Source organism: Sorangium sp. So ce362, from assembly GCF_051519845.1.
Lineage (GTDB): Bacteria > Myxococcota_A > Polyangia > Polyangiales > Polyangiaceae > Sorangium.
In genome coordinates this window covers 1,055,555-1,073,074 of sequence record NZ_CP150332.1, presented here as the reverse complement: position 1 = coordinate 1,073,074, position 17,520 = coordinate 1,055,555, and the positions used below count along the sequence as shown (strand labels likewise).

The 17,520-nt window shown below is 71.5% G+C and carries 13 protein-coding genes; 9 read left to right on the top strand and 4 right to left on the bottom strand.

All coding sequences use genetic code 11. From position 1 onward, the window contains the following. Positions 1–211: 211 nt before the first annotated feature. The 3 genes from WMF17_RS04265 to WMF17_RS04255 all read right to left on the bottom strand — a co-directional run bounded on the left by WMF17_RS04265 (position 212) and on the right by WMF17_RS04255 (position 2,707). Positions 212–1,309, bottom strand: a complete 1,098-nt coding sequence (locus WMF17_RS04265; protein ID WP_437648249.1) for a pectin acetylesterase-family hydrolase — start codon at positions 1,307–1,309, stop codon at positions 212–214. A 91-nt stretch (positions 1,310–1,400) separates the two neighbouring features. Further along, positions 1,401–2,006: a hypothetical protein gene (locus WMF17_RS04260; protein WP_437648247.1), complete on the bottom strand. Its 606-nt coding sequence runs from the start codon at positions 2,004–2,006 to the stop codon at positions 1,401–1,403. Positions 2,007–2,482: 476 nt separating this feature from the next. Next, the gene (locus WMF17_RS04255) at positions 2,483–2,707 is read right to left on the bottom strand and encodes a hypothetical protein (RefSeq protein ID WP_437600676.1); all 225 of its coding nucleotides are present in this window, start codon (positions 2,705–2,707) and stop codon (positions 2,483–2,485) included. 86 nt (positions 2,708–2,793) lie between these two features. Between WMF17_RS04255 and WMF17_RS04250 the strand changes: the two genes are divergently transcribed. The 6 genes from WMF17_RS04250 (at position 2,794) to WMF17_RS04225 (ending at position 10,813) form a co-directional block, all read left to right on the top strand. After that, on the top strand, positions 2,794–3,744 hold the full coding sequence (locus WMF17_RS04250) for an aldo/keto reductase (protein WP_437600675.1): 951 nt from the start codon (positions 2,794–2,796) through the stop codon (positions 3,742–3,744). Further along, complete coding sequence (locus tag WMF17_RS04245) at positions 3,741–4,577, top strand: 3'(2'),5'-bisphosphate nucleotidase CysQ family protein (protein WP_437648245.1); 837 nt, start codon at positions 3,741–3,743, stop codon at positions 4,575–4,577. Before WMF17_RS04250 ends, WMF17_RS04245 begins: the two co-directional genes overlap by 4 nt. A gap of 6 nt (positions 4,578–4,583) precedes the next feature. Beyond that, a complete protein-coding gene (locus WMF17_RS04240) occupies positions 4,584–5,732 on the top strand; it encodes an NAD(P)/FAD-dependent oxidoreductase (RefSeq protein ID WP_437600673.1) in 1,149 nt (382 codons plus the stop codon). A gap of 89 nt (positions 5,733–5,821) precedes the next feature. Then, complete coding sequence (locus WMF17_RS04235) at positions 5,822–6,664, top strand: SDR family oxidoreductase (RefSeq protein ID WP_437648243.1); 843 nt, start codon at positions 5,822–5,824, stop codon at positions 6,662–6,664. 222 nt (positions 6,665–6,886) lie between these two features. Next, positions 6,887–8,641, top strand: a complete 1,755-nt coding sequence (locus tag WMF17_RS04230) for a hypothetical protein (protein ID WP_437600671.1) — start codon at positions 6,887–6,889, stop codon at positions 8,639–8,641. Between the two features lie 225 nt (positions 8,642–8,866). Next, entirely contained in the window at positions 8,867–10,813 is a 1,947-nt protein-coding gene (locus tag WMF17_RS04225; RefSeq protein WP_437600670.1) for a sigma 54-interacting transcriptional regulator, read from the top strand. 134 nt (positions 10,814–10,947) lie between these two features. Here the strand turns inward: WMF17_RS04225 and rsgA are convergent, their stop codons facing one another. Then, a complete protein-coding gene (rsgA, locus tag WMF17_RS04220; protein WP_437648241.1) occupies positions 10,948–12,060 on the bottom strand; it encodes a ribosome small subunit-dependent GTPase A in 1,113 nt (370 codons plus the stop codon). 587 nt (positions 12,061–12,647) lie between these two features. On the opposite strand from rsgA, the gene uvrB reads away from it, so the two are divergent. The 3 genes from uvrB (at position 12,648) to WMF17_RS04205 (ending at position 17,449) form a co-directional block, all read left to right on the top strand. Then, positions 12,648–14,825, top strand: a complete 2,178-nt coding sequence (gene uvrB, locus WMF17_RS04215) for an excinuclease ABC subunit UvrB (protein ID WP_437648239.1) — start codon at positions 12,648–12,650, stop codon at positions 14,823–14,825. A gap of 128 nt (positions 14,826–14,953) precedes the next feature. Further along, a complete protein-coding gene (gene serB / locus WMF17_RS04210; protein ID WP_437648237.1) occupies positions 14,954–16,135 on the top strand; it encodes a phosphoserine phosphatase SerB in 1,182 nt (393 codons plus the stop codon). A gap of 294 nt (positions 16,136–16,429) precedes the next feature. After that, positions 16,430–17,449: a LacI family DNA-binding transcriptional regulator gene (locus WMF17_RS04205; protein ID WP_437648235.1), complete on the top strand. Its 1,020-nt coding sequence runs from the start codon at positions 16,430–16,432 to the stop codon at positions 17,447–17,449. Positions 17,450–17,520 lie beyond the last annotated feature (71 nt).

The window sequence follows — 17,520 nt, the reverse complement described above, 5'->3', positions numbered from 1 at the left end:
CGCCCGCGATCGCGGCGGACATCATCTAGAGCTCTGGCTGTGTGTCAACAGCAGCCTCAACGGCGCGCGCCCGAGCGGCCCACGGCGCCTCCCCGCGGCCCCGGCCGGCGCGCTCCTGCGCCGCCGCGGCGGCTCCGGAGCGCGCCCGGAGGCGCCGCGGCCCCGGCCCGCCGCGTCGAGGGCGGCGCTCACCCCACGCGGGTGTCCCCTCTTACGGCGAACCGCAGCTGTCGCAGGCGACGCTCTGCGGCGGCTCGCCGTTCACGAGCGCGTCGAGCCACCGCACGAGCCGCGTTCCGCCCGACGCGACGGAGTAAAACTCCGGCCGCCAGAGGATGCAATGAGCGCTGCCGGGGGCGAGGAACGAGCGGAAGCTCGGCGTCGACGCCTCGATATGGGCGATGGAAGCCCTCATGGCGTCCGACCACGCCTCCGCGCCGCCGCCGCCCATCGCATTGAAGAAGAAGATCTGATCGTCGTCCTGGACCGTGTTGTACTGCGACAGGCGCATGTCGGGGTAATGCGCGCCGAGCTTCTCGTAGAGCACGAACAGCTTCGCGAGCTCGGCCGGGTCGAAGCCGGGTATCCAGGTCGGGTAGACGCCCTCGGGCTTCCAGGAGGGGAGGCTGTCCTCGAAGAAGGCCTCGGTGATGATCCCCGCGCCGCTGTCGGCGAACTGGACCACGGACGCGTCCTTGTAGTGCTCCCGCAGGTGCGCGGACCACATGATCGACCCATACGCGCCCGCGCTGCACCCCGTCACGAAGATCTTCTCGGGGGCGGGGACGTTCGCGTAGACCCAGTCGAGCGCGGCGCGGACATTGACGGCGCCCTTGTGCCGGACGGTGACGGCGCTGCTCCCCTCTCCGTACGTGGCCACGTTGTCGCCCCAGTGGATATCCCCGGTGCAGTAGGGAATATAGACATGGTGCCAGTCCTTGAACGGGTTGTCCGGGTTCTCATGATCGTAGATCCCGGTCGTCATGGGATCCTCGCTGACCGTCTCCTGGAAGAGTTCTACTCCAGGGGCGCAGGTGGCGGCGCTCCAGCACGCGCCGCCGCCGCGGAACTCGACGACGAGGCGATTCACGGTGCCCGGGCGTACGAGGTACTTGAACGGAGCGCCGCGCGCGCACGTCGTCTCGCCGCCCGGCTCGAGGGTGTTCCAGCCGGACGGCAAGCTCAGGATTCCAGCCCGTGGCGGGCTGGTCGGGCCTTCGTCCTTGGCGGACGGGCCGCCACAGCCGGCGACGGCGAGCAGACACAGCGGGAGGTGGAACGGAAGGAACGCGGGGGCCTTGAGTCGCATGACAGGCGAAAGGATAGCATTCCGCGACTTGCGGGCCTGTCCGCCGGAAACGTCCGGGGGCCGGAAACGTCCGTGGGGAGGATGCTGCGCGCTAGGGCGCCGAGGCTTGCTCTGCCCAGAGCTGCGCCGCAGCCGCGCTGACCACGCGGCGAATCGAGCCCTCGTCGAGGCGCGCACTGTCGCGCGGCGCGAGGACGGCGCAGATGGCGAGCGCGACGAGGTAGAGGGCGCCGAGGAGGCCGATCCAGCGCAGACCGGACGCGCCCAGCCGGGAGATGATCTCGATGGGCACGATCTGCGCGCGGATCTGGACCGCGCCGATCACGAGCACGGCGCGGTCTCCTTCCTGGAGCTCGATGTCGGCGGGGCCTGTCAGCAGGCGACCGAGCCCGTCGGCGCCGTGGACGCGCGCCCGCGTTCGCCGCGGTACGTACAGCACATAGCGCGCCCCGGTCACCTCCGCGATGACGGGGGCCGCTCTATCCAGCTCTCCTGACGGCACGCGCGCGATGGACGCGGGCGTATCGCCGATGTGCGCCCGCCCCTCGGCGAGCAGGTGGCGGACGCCGATCACGTCCTTGCCTCGGACGGCCACGAGCTCCAGCGCGCGCCGCGCGGAGGTGCTCGCCGCAGGCGGCCGTGACTTCCGGTCGCTGACGGGTTCGGCCCTCGATGCCTCATTAGGCCATTTCGCCATACTCTACAGCCCCCTTCGTCGCCCACGGGCAGGGGTCGACTCTGCATGTCCAGTGGAGACCTGCCCTCGGCGGAGCCGCCCCGCGCGCTCCCACATCACTCCCCTTCCCCGGCTCCTCTGGCATGGATCGTTCCGCGACCAAGCGCGCAGGGACGTGGCGCCCCGGCGGCCCGTGCCGGCGCGCGGGCCGCTGGAGGGGCGCCCTTCGCCCGGACGCGGCGGCTCGATGGGGGACGCCTGACCACGGGGCGGCCCCACCGCTCCGGGCACGGCGGCGCGTGCGACGCGGCGCGCCGTCTCGCGGGTGGTCGTCGATGAGGGAGAAGGAGGGAGAAGACGACGGAGACGCCGGCAGCGCCGGTGGCGGCCAGGTGGGGGCGACCGTCGTCGCTGACGGACCGGAGCGCGGGCTCGACCTCGACGTCCGGACCGACGGGCGTGAGCTGGCCGCGCGGCGCGCCGATCGCGGCGCGCTCTCAGGATGCCATGACCTGCCAGGCGGGGCGGTGCGTCGGCAGCGACCCGTTCCTGTGCCCCCAGCCCGATCCGAGCACCTGCAGGCTCGCGGTCTGCGAGGCGCCGAACGGCGCCTGCGTCGAGGGCAGCAAGCCGAGAGTTCTCCGTGCCCCGGCGGGGTCTGCATCGCCGGCGGCTGCCTGCTCGACGATGCCGCCGGCAGCGCCGCGAGGGATGCCGGCCACGGCCCGCTCTGGCTCCTCCTGGGGCTGTTCCTCGCGCGGCTGCCTATTTCGTGGCGCCCTTCCCGCGCTGGTGTAGATCGCCGCCCGTGAGGAAACGCCCCCTCGGCAAGACAACCCTGCAGGTCTCGGAGCTCGCCCTGGGCACCTGGGGCCTCTCCAGCGACGGCTACGGCCCGGTCTCCCAGGTCGAGGTCGATCGCGTCATCGACCGCGCGATCGCCGTCGGCATCGACCTCTTCGACACCGCCGACGTCTACGGCCGCGGCGACATGGAGCGCCTCCTCGGCAAGCGGCTCCAGGGCGCCGGCACGACGTTCGTTGTCACGAAGATCGGCACCGATCTCGACGGCCTCCCGCCGACGAAGCGCTTCGACCCGGCCTACCTCCGCACCGCGTTCGAGCGGTCCCAGGAGCGGCTCGCCCGCGACGTCGTCGACGTCGTCCTGCTCCACAACCCCACCGTGGCCGCGATGCGCGACAAGGAGCCCCTCGCCTTCCTGAAGGAGCTCAAGCAGGCCGGGAAGATCCGCGCCTTCGGCGTGAGCGCCGGCTCTGCGGACGTCGCCCGCTCCGCGCTGCGCGACGAGGCCGACGTCATCGAGATCGCCTACAACGCCTTCCTCCCCGGCGACCTCCACGAGGTCGCCGGCGACGTCTCCGAGAGCGGCGCCGGCGTCCTCGCCCGCTCGGTGCTCGCGCACGGGCTGCTCGCCGGCCAGTGGAGCGCCGATCGCGAGTTCTACGCCGACGATCACCGCGTCAATCGGTGGACCCGCGACGAGTTCAGGACCCGCCTCCGCCAGCTCGACGCGCTCCGGCCGCTTGTCTCGGGCGCCGTCGTCTCGCTCCGCTCGGCGGCGCTCCGCTTCGTCCTCTCGAACAACCTCGTCTCGTCGGCGGTGCTCGGCCCCCGCTCGGTCGCCCAGCTCGACCAGCTCGTCCGCGAGGCCGGCATGCCACCCTACCTCCGCGGCACGGCGCTCATGGAGCTCGCCGAGCGCCTCAAGCAGGCGGGGATCGAGGGGGGAGCAGGATGAGCCAGAGCGACAGGGAGCTCGACGAGATCGTCCGCATCGCGCGCGCGGCGGCGGCGATCGTGATGGACGTGTACGCGACGCCGTTCATCGTGGAGATGAAGGGCCCGGGCGATCCGGTGACGCGCGCCGATCGCGAGGCGAACGCGCTCATCTGCGGCGCGCTCGAGGCCGCGTTCCCCGGCGAGGCGATCCTCGCCGAGGAGAGCGTCCCGGCCGCCGAGGAGCTCGCCGCGCGCTTCGGGCGGGAGCGGGTGTTCTTCGTCGACCCGCTCGACGGCACGCGCGAGTTCGCGGACAGGAACGGCGAGTTCGCCGTCATGATCGGGCTCGCGGTCTCCGGCCGCGCGGCGCTCGGCGTCGTGGTGATGCCCACGACCGGCGAGGCGCTGGCCGGCCGCGCCGGCGACGGCGGGGGCTTCGCCTTCCTGGAGGCGAGGGACGGCAGCCGCCGCCCGCTCCAGGTCTCGCCGGTGGCCTCGCCGGCCGACGCCACGCTCATCGTCTCGCGGTCGCACCGGCCGAAGGAGATCGAGCCGATCCTCTCGCGGCTCGGCATCTCGAAGGTCGTCCCGTGCGGCTCGGTCGGCGTGAAGGTCGCCCGGATCGCGACGGGCGAGGTCGACCTCTACGTGCATGGCGGCGGCGGCGCCAAGCTCTGGGACAGCTGCGCGCCCGAGGCCGTCCTCCGCGGCGCCGGCGGCCGCTTCACCGACCTCACCGGCGCGCCCATCGACTACACCGGCCCCGGGCTCAAGCTCGCGCGCGGCATCATCGCCTCGAACGGCGCCCTCCAGGACGCCGTCGTCGACGCGGCGAGGGCGGAGCTCGGCTGAGGCGCGATGCGGGCGCAGGCGGAGATCGTCATCGTCGGCGCGGGGATCATGGGCCTCGCGATCGCCTACAACCTCGCGCGGCACCACGGCATCACGGACGTCGTCGTCGTCGACCGGAGCTACCTCTGCGGCGGCGCCAGCGGCCGCAACGGCGGCGGGGTCCGGGCGCAGTTCTCGAGCGAGGGGAACATCCGGCTCATGCAGGAGAGCATCCGCATCTGCCGGGATTTCGCCCGCGAGATGAAGATCAACATCTGGTTCCGGCAGGGCGGCTACCTCTTCCTCGTGCGCAGCGAGGCCGGCCGCCGGACGCTCGAGAAGAGCGTCGCCGTGCAGAACGCGTGCGGCCTCGGGACGCGGATGCTCACCGCCAACGAGGCGCGCGCGATCGTGCCGGAGCTCTCGACCGAGGGCGTCGTCGCGGCGAGCTACAACCCCGACGACGGCGTCGTCTTCCCCTGGCCGTTCGTCTGGGGCTACGCCGAGCGCGCCCGGAAGCTCGGCGTCGACATCGCCACCTTCACGAACGTCCTCGGTTTCCGCACGCAGGGCGCGCGGATCGACGCCGTGGTCACCGACCGCGGCGAGATCCGGACGCACCGGGTTGTCAACGCCGCCGGCGCGTGGAGCCCGGAGATCGCGCGCCTGCTCGGGGTGGAGCTGCCGAACCACCCGCACCGCCACGAGATCTGCTCGACCGAGCCGCTCAAGCCCTGGCTCGGCCCGCTCGTCGCCGACCTCTCGAACGGCCTCTATTTTTCCCAGTCGATGCGCGGCGAGATCGTGGGCGGCATCTCCAACGAGGACGTCCCCGAGGGCCTCGACATGGGGTCGAGCCACAAGTTCCTCGCGCTGTATGCGCGGGCGCTCGTCACGGCGTGCCCCGTCCTCGGCAGCGTGAAGGTGCTGCGGCAGTGGGCCGGCTGTTACGACCTCACCCCCGATCAGAACCCCATCGTGGGCGGGGTCGACGAGGTGGAGCACTTCTATCAGGCCTCCGGGTTCATGGGTCACGGCTTCATGATCGCGCCGGTCATGGGCAAGCTCATCGCCCAGCACATCGCCGAGGGCACCGCCCTCCCCCTGTTCGATCGCTGGAACCTCCGCCGCTTCAAGGAAGGCCGGCTCCTCAGCGAGGCGATGATCATCGGCTGAGCCTCGCGCGGGGAGGCCGAGGACGCCGCCCGCGCCCTTTCGCCCGCCCTCCCCGCCCCGCGCTTCGCCTAGACTCGCCCCCCTTCCCCATGGGTCACCTCGTCCTCGTCACCGGATCCTCGAGCGGCATCGGCCTCGCCACCGCGGTCGCGTGCGCGGCCGCGGGCCATCGGGTCATCGCCACGATGCGCCGCCCCGAGAAGGCCGGCGCCCTCCTCGCCGCGGCCGCCGCGCGGGGCGCCTCGCTCGAGGTCGAGCCGCTCGACGTCGCCTCGTCGAGCGCCCCCGACCGGGTCCGCGAGATCCTCCGGAAGCACGGCCCCGTCTACGCCCTCGTCAACAACGCCGGCATCGCGGTCGGCGGCGCCTTCGAGGAGCAGGCGGACGACGACGTCCGCACGCAGTTCGAGACAAACGTCTTCGGCCTCATGGCCACGACGCGCGCCGTCCTCCCGGCGATGCGCGGCGCCGGGCGCGGCCGCGTCATCAACGTCTCGAGCGTCTCCGGGCTCGTCGGCCTCCCCGGCGTGAGCATCTACGCGGCCACGAAGCACGCCGTCGAGGGCTTCAGCGAGGCGCTGCGCTGGGAGGTCGCCCCGTTCGGCGTCCACGTCTGCCTCGTCGAGCCCGGCACCTTCAAGACCGAAATTTTCTACGAGAACCAGCGTCGCGGCGCCCACATCTCGCCCGAAGGCCCCTACGCGGCCATGACCAGGACGATCGAGCAGCTCGTCCTCCAGGACGCCGCCAAGGCCCCGCCGCCCGCCCCGGTCGCGGCGGCGATCCTCCGCCTCATCGAGGCCCCCTCGCCGCCGTTCCGGACCCTCATCGGCCGGGACGCACGGGCGCTCGTCGCGCTGCGCCGTGTCATCCCCGACCGGCTGTTCGCGACGGCGATCCGCCGGCTGGTGTCCGCGCCGCGCTCGCGTTGACACGATCTCTGGCCCCGAATAGTTTCGGCACCGCCGTTTCCATGACGGAGCGGCGCCACGTCGTGGCCGAAGGGGGGCTGCGCCCCCTGCCGCGCGCTGTTTTTGTCCGCTTTCGTCCCCTCAGGCTAACGAAGGCTAGCCGCTGACCCCCTCTCCTGCAGCGCGCGCCGCGCGACGGCGAGGTCAGGCCGGCAGCATCACCGAGGTCCCGGAGGAAACACCATGTCCCGCTCAGCACGCAGCATCCTGCCGCTCCTTCGCTCGCTCCTCCTGGGGGCCGCCACCGCGTCGTCGATGGCGCTCTCCGTAGGGATCGTCGCCGGTTGCGCAGACGAGAACGACCCCGAGACGCACGTCAAGCGGCTCGACGACCCCGCGACGGTTACCCCCTCGGTCAACCGGCTCGTCCAGTTCTTCGAAGACGCGATGACGCGCGACAACAAGGACCGGAGCGGCCCGACCGTGAAGCCGCTGCTCGACAAGATCATCGAGCCGATGACGCAGCGATGCGTGGCCGGCGACCTCGACGAGCGCACGAACTCGAAGCTCATCAAGTTCATCTCCGACACGCGCGACCCGCGCGGCGACGCCTGCCTCATCAAGGCGCTCAAGGACTACAAGCCCGAGTCGACCGAGGAGGACGTCCGCTGGGCCGTGCGCGGCCTCGGGGCGATGAAGTCGGAGAAGGCCGCCGAGCCGCTCATGGCCGTCTTCACGAAGCTCCAGCACGGCAAGGCGAAGGGCTCCAGCATCTCGCGCGACGTGCACGACGCGATGATCGATATCAACAGCAAGTCGTGGGAGGACGGGCTCATCACGATGCTCGGGCGTCCGATCAACGATCCCAAGGACGTCGCCACGATGCGGAACGAGCTGTTCTGGCAGATCACCGCGGCGGAGCTGCTCGGCTGGCAGCGCAGCGAGAAGGCGGTGGTGCCGCTGCTCAAGATCGTGCTGTCGCCGCTCAAGGCGGACGCCGCCACGACCGCGATCCTCGCGCTCACGAAGATCGGCAAGCCCGCGATCCAGCCGGCGATCGCGCTGCTCCAGGGCGAGCAGAAGGAGCTCATCGAGTACTCGAAGATCGAGAACCTGAAGGGCGCCGGCGACAAGGCGAGCGCGGAGCAGAAGAAGGCGGCGGAGACCGCCCACGTGGCGGCGGCCGCGCTCGTCCTGGCGACGATCGGCCGGCAGGAGTCGGTGCAGCCGCTGCTCGCCGTGCTCGCGAAGGCCGAGGACGTGCCGCGCGCCATCATCGCGCGCGAGCTCACCAAGGTGCCCAGGACGCCGGAGACCCTCGCCGCCTTCCAGGCGGCCTACGAGAAGACGCCCGCGGGCCTCGAGATGCCGCCGGCCGGCCTCAACGCGCGGGTCATGCTCGCCGAGGCGGCGAGCAACTTCTTCGACGCGAGCCTCGTGCCGTGGATCGTGAAGACCGGGCTCGAGGCGCGCGGCGAGGAGGACGACGTCGCGCAGATCCGCGACGTGTCGCTGCAGACGGCGCTCAAGCTGATGAAGCCCGACCAGGTCGCCGACGTCGATCGGCTCGCGAACACCCGCACGAGCGGCGGCGGCACGGTCGGCAAGTCGATGGAGAAGGAGATCAAGCTCGCGAAGGAGCTGCTCGGGGCCTGCGGCGCCAAGGTCGAGTGTTACATCGGGAAGCTCGGCGACCCGGCGGCGCAGACCAAGGAGACCCAGTTCACGGGGATCAAGGCCGCCTACATGACGGGCGTCCTCGGCTCCCCCGACGTCCGGCAGCAGATCATCGACGCGCTGCCGAAGGCCTCGAACGCGGCCGTGCGCTTCGTGTCGGTCTCGGTCATCGACGCCCTCTCGCCGAAGGGCGACGCCGACGTCGCGAGCAAGCTGCAGAAGATCGTCGACGAGGGCGAGGCCTCGAGGGATCCCGAGAAGATCTCCGGCAACGCGCCCTTCAAGACGGTCATCTACCGCCTGACCGCCCGCGCCCAGTAAGCCCGCAGCGCCACGCGCCCCGTCCCGCGGCCAGCTCCCGGGACGGGGCAAGCGCGCAGGCGCACAAGCGTAAGATCCAGAACTAATTTCCACATTTTCTTTTCCCGGCGCCCTCCGGGGGCGATGTTTCGCCGGAGCGCCTGGATCCCGATTTTTCCTGGCGTCTCCTCCGTCTTGACGGTTTACTCCGGGCCCTCTCACGGGGCCTTCCTGGCTGAAAGAACCATGATCGTGCTCGAGGTAACCCAGGGTCTCGCTGCCGGGCGCGCCTTCGAGCTCCAGGGCGAGCTGATCACGCTCGGGCGCTCGCCGGACAACCGGGTCGTGCTCGACGATCGCCACATCTCCGGGGCGCACGCGCGCATCGTGAGCGGCGCCGACGGGGTGATCCTCGAGGACCTGCGCTCCACGAACGGGACGAGCGTGACGCGGCGGGGCGAGCGGCTGGAGCTCGGCCCCGGTCGCAGCGCGGTCGCCCTCCAGACGGGGGACGTCATCGAGCTCGGCTCGGGCGACGCGGTCACCCGGATGGTGGTGAAGATCCCGGAAGAGGCCGACGAGACGCGGGTCGTCTCGATCCGGCGCCTCGACGAGATCGAGCCTGCCGAGGCGAAGATCGAGCGCGATCCGAGCGCGCTCTCGGCCATGTACGCGGCGCAGAAGCGCATCGGCGCGGCGAACGATCTCGACCAGGTGCTCGCCGAGATCGCCGACGCGGTGCTCGCGCTGGTGCCGAGCGCGACGCACGTCACGGTGGTGCTCCGCGACGACGACCAGGAGGCGGGCGCGGCGCCGGCGGTGTTCGTCCCGGTGCTGACGCGCGTCCGCTCCGCGTCGGGCGGCGGGGCGCCGCCGGCGGGGCCGGTGCCGATCACGCGCAGCGTGTACCGGAAGGTGATCAAGGAGCGCGCGGCCGTGCTGGCCGCCGACGCGCCGATCGAGGTCGGGCAGACCGAGTCGCTGATGGGCGCCTCGATCCGCAGCACCCTGGCGGTGCCGCTCTGGAAGGGCGAGGAGATCATCGGCGTGCTCCAGGCCGACAACCGGAGCGCGCCCGGGATGCTGAACGCGGGCGATCTGGAGACGCTCCTCGTGCTGGCGGCGAACGCGTCGCTCGCGGTGGCGAACGCCCGGCTCATCAAGCGGCTCGTGCTCGCGGAGGAGCGGCTCCAGAAGGAGAACAGCTTCCTCAAGGGGCGCGAGGAGAAGCGCCGGGGCGGGGGCGGGAGCGCGGTCGACATCATCGGCACCAGCGACGCGATGCGCAAGGTCATCGGCCAGCTCGACAAGGTGGTCGACACGCGCGTCACGGTGCTGATCGAGGGCGAGACGGGCACGGGCAAGGAGCTCATCGCCGCCGCCGTGCACTACCGCTCCCGCCGCCGCGACAAGCTCTTCGTCGCGCAGAACTGCGCTGCGCTGGCCGAGAGCCTCCTGGAGAGCGAGCTCTTCGGCCACAAGAAGGGGTCGTTCACGGGCGCGACCGAGGAGAAGAAGGGCCTGTTCGAGATCGCCGACGGGGGCACGCTCTTCCTCGACGAGATCACCGAGACCCCGCTGTCGCTCCAGTCGAAGCTCCTCCGGGCGCTCCAGGAGGGCGAGATCCGCGCCGTGGGGGCGACGAGCCCGAAGCACGTCAACGTGCGCATCGTCGCGGCGACGAACCGGAACCTCGAGGACGAGGTGGCCAAGGGGCGATTCCGCGAGGATCTCTACTACCGGCTCAAGGTGTTCCCGATCCGCCTGCCGCCGCTGCGCGAGCGGCGCGACGACATCCAGCTGCTCGCGGCGCACTTCCTGGAGCGCTACGCGGACGAGATCGGCAAGCCGTGCGGCGGGTTCAGCCAGCAGACCCTGGAGCTCATGGTCGCGTACGACTGGCCGGGCAACGTCCGGGAGCTCCAGAACGAGGTGCAGCGGCTCGTCATCCAGCTGGAGCCGGGGGCGTTCGCGACGCCGGAGCTGCTGACGCCGCGGATCCGGCAGGTCGAGGGGCTCGTGGCGCGGGCGGGGACGCCCAAGGGGTCGCTCAAGGAGATGATGGACGCGGTCGAGAAGTTCTTCCTCCTGGAAGCGCTGCGCGGGCACAACAACAACAAGACCAACGCGGCGAAATCGCTCGGGATCACGCGAGAAGGGCTCCACAAGAAGCTCCGGCAGTACGGGATCTGACGGCGAGGGCGCCAGGACGCGGGGGAGCCCTCGGGAGGCTGCTCCCGAGGGCTCGCCCCCTCCGCGCGGCGCAGCGACGAATCGCTCTATCGCTCTATCGCTCTATCGCTCTGTCGCTCAATCGCTCTGTTGCTCTATTGCTTCGGATTGGCGCGCATTCGCTTCGAGATCTGCTTCCAGCGCCGCTTTTCCTCGACCCTCGCGCGCACGTCCTGCTGCCGGGCGAGGTAGCGTCGCTCCGCCCCGAGCTTGAGGTACGCGCCCAGGCGCTCCGGGTCGAGCTCGCCGTCCTCGATGGCACGGCGCACCGCGCACCCGGGCTCGCCGTCATGGGCGCAGTCCCGGAAGCGGCAGGCGGCGGCGCGGGCCTCGACGTCGTCGAAGCCTGCCGGACCCGCCCCATCCGAGGACCAGAGGCCGAGCTCCCGCACACCCGGCGTGTCGATGAGGAGGCCGCCGCCCGGGATCAGGAACAGCTCCCGGTGGGCGGTCGTGTGGCGGCCGCGCTCGTCCGACGCCCGGATCTCCCCCTCGAGCTGGATCTCGGCGCCGAGCAGGCGATTGCTGAGCGCGGACTTCCCCACGCCGGACGAGCCGACCAGGGCGAGGGTCTCCCCTGCCCCGATCTCGGCGCGGAGCGCGTCGAGGCCGGCGCCGGACAGGGCGCTGACCAGCGCGACCGGCGCCGTGGGCGCGACCTCCCGCGCGGCGTCGACGAACCGCCCCGGATCGGGGCAGACATCTGCCTTGTTGAGCACGAGCACCGGGCGAGCGCCGCTGTCGAGGACGGCCTCGATGTACCGTTCCAGGCGGCGCAGGTTGAAGTCGGCGTTCAGCGACGTGACGATGAGCACCTTGTCGACGTTGGCCGCGAGCACCTGGGCCTCCACCGTGGGCCCCGCGGCCTTGCGGCGCAGGCACGTGCTCCGCGCGAACGTGTGCACGATGTACGCGGGCCCGGCGCCGTCGCCGGGCCTGAGCCCCACCCAGTCGCCGACGGTGGGGAGCGCCGCGCGGTCCGCGGCCTCGTGCGCGAGGCGCCCGCTGATGACCGCGAGGCGCGGGCCGTCCGCGGTCTGCACGTGGTGCCTCGAGGCGGAGGCGAGGATGACGCGCGCGGGCTGCACGGCGTCCTCCAGACAGGCGAGCTGGCTCGCGAAGAAGGGAGTCCATCCGAGCCCGATCAGATCGGGTCGCGGTTCGTTCTGAGAAGACGGATCAACGAGAGAATCGGAGTCGATTTGCATGACGGACGAGCGCTCCATGGCGTTCGGCCGCGCGGCGCTGGCTGCGGCGCGCGGCGATCGACGGACAGGGCGCGGCGGCGCGCGAGGACGCGCCCGCGCCGGCCATTCCACGCGCGGGGCCGCCGCGGTGCGGAGCTCGTCGACCGATCAGGACGTCACGCCGGAGGGCGCGCCCGGCCAGGGCGGACGCCCTGCGAGGCGCGCGCAGCGCAGGACGGACGCGCGCCGATCAGGGCACGCGCGCGCCGGAGCGAAGGCGTGGAGACGAGCTCAGCTGGCCGCGGCGGAGACGACGGCGGCGGCGCAATGGGTGTGCTGTGTATTCCCACTCATGACCTAACCTCCGTGTTCGGCTCACGTCACAACGACGCGGCAGCGCCTAGAATCCGCCAGCGCCGCGCCGCCGTCAAGCGCCTCCGAGAACCGACGAGAAGCGGACGAGAAGCGGACGAGAAGCGGACGAGAACCGACGAGAACCGGCCCGCGCCGCTCTGGAAGGGCCAGGCAGGGCAGGACGCCCCGGCCGTCTGCCCTGGCCGCGGGGGAGGTTGCGAGGAGGGGCTCGCCGCACTAGGGTCCTCCGCTCCATGCCCACACCCTTCGAGCTCGTCTCCGAATTCAAGCCGTGCGGTGACCAGCCTCGCGCGCTGCAGGAGATCTGCTCCGCTTTCGAGCAGGGCGAGGCCTTCCAGGTCCTCCTCGGCGTCACGGGCAGCGGCAAGACGTTCACCGCGGCCAAGGTGATCGAGAAGCTGCAGAAGCCGACCCTCATCATGGCGCCGAACAAGACGCTGGCGGCCCAGCTCTACGGTGAGATGAGGGAGCTCTTCCCCAACAACGCCGTCCACTATTTCGTCAGCTACTACGACTACTACCAGCCTGAGGCGTACGTCCCGACGAGCGACACCTTCATCGAGAAGGACGCCATCATCAACGACGCGATCGACCGCATGCGTCACGCGGCGACGCACGCGCTGCTCTCGCGGCCGGACGTGATCATCGTCGCCTCGGTGAGCTGCATCTACGGCATCGGCTCGGCCGAGAGCTACCACGGGCTCCTGATCAAGCTCGAGCGCGGCACCGAGATCCGCCGCGACGAGCTGCTGCGGCGGCTCGTTGACATCCAGTACACGCGCAACGACGTCGATTTCCACCGTGGCACGTTCCGCGTCCGCGGGGACGTGGTCGAGATCTTCCCCGCCTACGAGGAGTCGCTCGCGATCCGGGTCGAGTTCTTCGGCGACGAGATCGAGGCGATCAAGGAGGTCGACCCCGTCCGGGGCAAGGTGGTGGGCCAGCTCGATCGCTACGCGGTCTTCCCCGGCTCCCACTACGTCACCGAGCAGCAGCAGCTCCGGCTCGCGATCCAGGCGATCCGCGAGGAGCTGCGCGAGCGCATCGACCACTACGACAGGGCCGTGCGCTTCCTCGAGAAGCAGCGGATCGAGCAGCGCACGATGTACGATCTCGAGATGCTGGAGCAGATGGGGTTCTGCAATGGCATCGAGAACTACTCGCGCCACCTCTCGGGCCGGAAGCCCGGCGAGCCCCCGCCCACGTTGATCGACTATTTCCCGAAGGATTTCCTCCTCATCATCGACGAGTCGCACCAGACGGTCCCGCAGGTCGGGGCGATGTTCCGGGGCGATCGGGCGCGGAAGGAGACGCTCGTCGAGTACGGGTTCCGGCTCCCGAGCGCGCTCGACAACCGGCCGCTCAAGTTCGAGGAGTTCGAGCAGCACTACGCGCAGGTCCTGTTCGTGAGCGCGACGCCCGGCGACTACGAGCTCCAGAAGTCGGCCGGCTCGGTGGTCGAGCAGATCATCCGGCCGACCGGGCTCATCGATCCGCAGATCCGCATCCAGCCGGTGGGCGGGCAGGTCGACGACCTGCTCGCGCGCATCCGGGAGCGGGTGGCCCGCGGCGATCGCGTGCTCGTCACGACGCTGACAAAGCGGATGGCCGAGGATCTCACCGAGTACTACACGGAGCTCGGCATCCGGGTCCGTTACCTCCACTCGGACATCGACACGCTCCAGCGCGTCGAGATCCTCCGCGATCTCCGGCGCGGCGAGTTCGACGTGCTGGTCGGCATCAACCTGCTGCGCGAGGGGCTCGATCTGCCCGAGGTGTCGCTGGTCGCCATCCTCGACGCCGACAAGGAGGGCTTCCTCCGGAGCCCGCGCTCGCTCATCCAGACGATCGGCCGCGCCGCCCGCAACGTGAACGGCGAGGTCATCATGTACGCCGATCGCATCACCGACGCGATGAAGCGCGCGATCGACGAGACGACCCGGCGGCGCGCGATCCAGGAGGCGTACAACAAGGAGCACGGCATCACGCCGGCCACGGTCAAGAAGGCGATCCTCGACCTGTCGCCCACCTCGGGCACGCGCGACTACTACGCCGTGTCGAAGGGCCCGGCGAAGCACGCGGCCGACGCGGCGCGCGCCGCGATGGACGTGGTCGACCAGATCGACGCGATCCGGCAGGAGATGTTCGCGGCGGCGGAGAACCTCGAGTTCGAGAAGGCGGCGCGGCTGCGCGATCAGCTCCGCCAGCTCAAGGCCCAGCAGGGCGACGGGGAGGCCGGCGCCGCGCGCGAGGTGGCCGAGGCGAAGCCGGCGCGCTCCGGGCGGACGGCGAGCCGGCGGGGCGCGAGCGGCAAGGGTGGCGCGGCCGCCAACGGCGGCGCGCGGGCGGCGGCCGGCGGCAAGGGCGGCGGGCGGGCGGCGGCGGGGCGCGGGGGCGGGCGCTACAGATAGCGACGGAGCCCGCAGGGGAGGGGGCAGCGCGCGCGGGGGAAAGGGGGGTGATCCGGCACAGGCGCCCTCCCCTGCCTCGCGCGCAATCCACGTCGACCCTGCGGCGCGGCCCTGTTAAGGGGCCCGCGATGGCCGCCTCCGATCCCATCCTCGTCACGGTCACGGGCAGGGACCACCCTGGCATCACCGCCCGGCTCACCGGCGTCCTCAGCGACATCGGCGCCACGCTGCTCGACATCGAGCAGGTGGTGATCCACGGAAACCTGAACCTCGCGCTGCTCGTGCTCTTCCCCGAGGCGCGCAGCGCGCTCAAGGAGCTCCTGTTCGCCGCCAAGGAGCTCGGCGTGGCGCTCGACTTCAAGCCGCTCGACGGCGGCGCGCCGCCGCGCGCTCCCGGGAGCCGCTACGTGGTGACGGCGATCGGCCGGGAGCTCGGCGCCAAGGAGCTGCACGACGTCGCCTCCACCCTCGCCGCCCACGGCGCGAACATCGAGAAGGTGGCGCGGCTGTCGGTCGAGCGGCTCTCCTCGGTGGAGATCCAGGTGCTGCTCCAGCGCGAGGAGGAGGCCGACGCGCTCAAGCAGGCCCTCCTGGCGCTCGCCACGCAGAGCAGCTTCGACCTCGCCTTGCAGCGAGAGGGCCTCTTCCGCCGGAGCAAGCGGCTCGTCGTGATGGACATGGACTCGACGCTCATCCGCATCGAGGTGATCGACGAGCTCGCGCGCGCAAAGGGCGTCGCGGAGCAGGTCGCGAAGATCACCGAGCGGGCGATGCAAGGGGAGATGGACTACGACGAGTCGCTCCGCCAGCGGCTCTCGCTGCTCCGCGGCCTCGACGTCGGCGTGCTCCGGAAGCTGGCCGCCGAGCTCCCCATCACCGAGGGCGCAGAGACGCTCATCCGCGTGCTGAGGCGGCTCGGCTACCGGACCGCGGTGATCTCGGGCGGCTTCTCGATCGCGGCGGAGGCGCTGAAGGCGCGGCTCGGGATCGACTACGCCTACTCGAACGCGCTGGAGGTGGAGGGCGGGAAGCTCACCGGCCGGGTCACCGGGCCCATCGTCAACGCGCAACGCAAGGCGGAGCTGCTCGAGACCATCGCGCAGGCGGAGGGCGTGCTGCTCGATCAGACCATCGCCGTGGGCGACGGCGCCAACGACCTCCTGATGCTCCAGCGCGCCGGCCTCGGCGTCGCGTTCCGGGCGAAGCCCAAGCTGCGAGAGGCCGCGGACACCTCGCTGTCCGCGAGCGGCCTCGACGCCATCCTCTTCCTGCTCGGCATCACCGGGCGCGAGCTCCTGGAAGTGACGTGACCGGCGCCGCCCCTGACAGGCGCGCCGGCTCACAACGCTGAACCGATTCAGTCCACGGCTGCCTGTCGACGCGACGCCGATCCGAGCGCGCTCGTCCGGCGCGGCCCCTCGCCCGCGGCGCCTGCGGTGGGCGAGGGTGTGGGAGCGGCTGCGCTGGCTCGGCAGCCTCCCGCGGCGTCCGGCCGTGCGCGGCGTGAGGCTCGCCCGCAGGCCGTCGTGCTATCCAACCGGGGCCATGAGACGGAGCAGGTCCACACGGCAGGCGCGCTCCGTCGCCTGGAGCGGAGGTGAGACGTGAAGCGTCCGACGATCACGGACATCGCGTGGCGTGCGGGAGTGTCCAAGGGAGCGGTATCCTACGCGCTGAACGGCAGGCCCGGCGTGTCGGAGCCGACGCGCGAGCGGATCCTGGCCATCGCGGCGGAGCTCGGCTGGCAGCCGAGCAACGCGGCGCGGGCGCTCTCCGACGGCCGGGCCGGCGCCATCGGTCTGGTCATCGATCGGCCCGCTCACACGCTCGGCATCGAGCCGTTCTTCATGCAGCTCATCTCCGGCATTGAGGCGGAGCTGTCCGAGAAGGCGGAGGCGCTGCTGCTCAAGGTGACCGAGGATCGCGCGGCCGAGCTGGAGACGTACCGCCGCTGGTGGGCGGAGCGGCGGGTGGACGGGGTGATCCTTGTCGACCTCTGCGAGGGCGATCCGCGCGTGAAGCTGATCGAGGAGCTGAAGCTCCCGGCGGTGGTGGTCGGCGGACCGGCGGGCAAGGGGCGGCTCGCGGGTGTGTGGAGCGACGACGCGAGCGCGATGCGGGCGGTTGTCGACTACCTGGCCGCGCTCGGTCACCGGTCGATCGCGCGGGTCGCCGGCCCCGCGGAGTTCATGCACACCGCGCTCCGCACCAAGGCGTTCAACGCGGCTGCCCGCCAGCGCCGGCTGGAGCGGGTGCAGACGGTCCACGCGGATTACACGGGCGAGGCGGGGGGCCAGGCCACGCGGCGGCTGCTCGCCGGGACCACGCCGCCCACGGCCATCGTCTTCGACAACGACGTGATGGCCGTGGCCGCGCTCGCCGTCGCCCAGGAGATGCGTGTCCCCGTGCCCGAGCGCCTCTCGATCGTGGCCTGGGACGACTCGGCGCTGTGCCAGCTCGTGCACCCCGCCCTGACCGCGGTGCGCCGCAACATCGCCGAGCACGGCTCCCGCGCCGCCGCGCTGCTCCTGCGCCTCGTGGCCGGCGAGGAGATCGCCGACGTCGAGTGCAGCGCGCCGACGCTGGCGACGCGGGGCAGCACCGCGCCGCCCCCTCGCACCTGAGCCGACCTCGCGCCGCCGGGGGTGCGTTCCTCCCTTGCAGGCTGTACACTGAACCGATTAAGTCGCCTGCT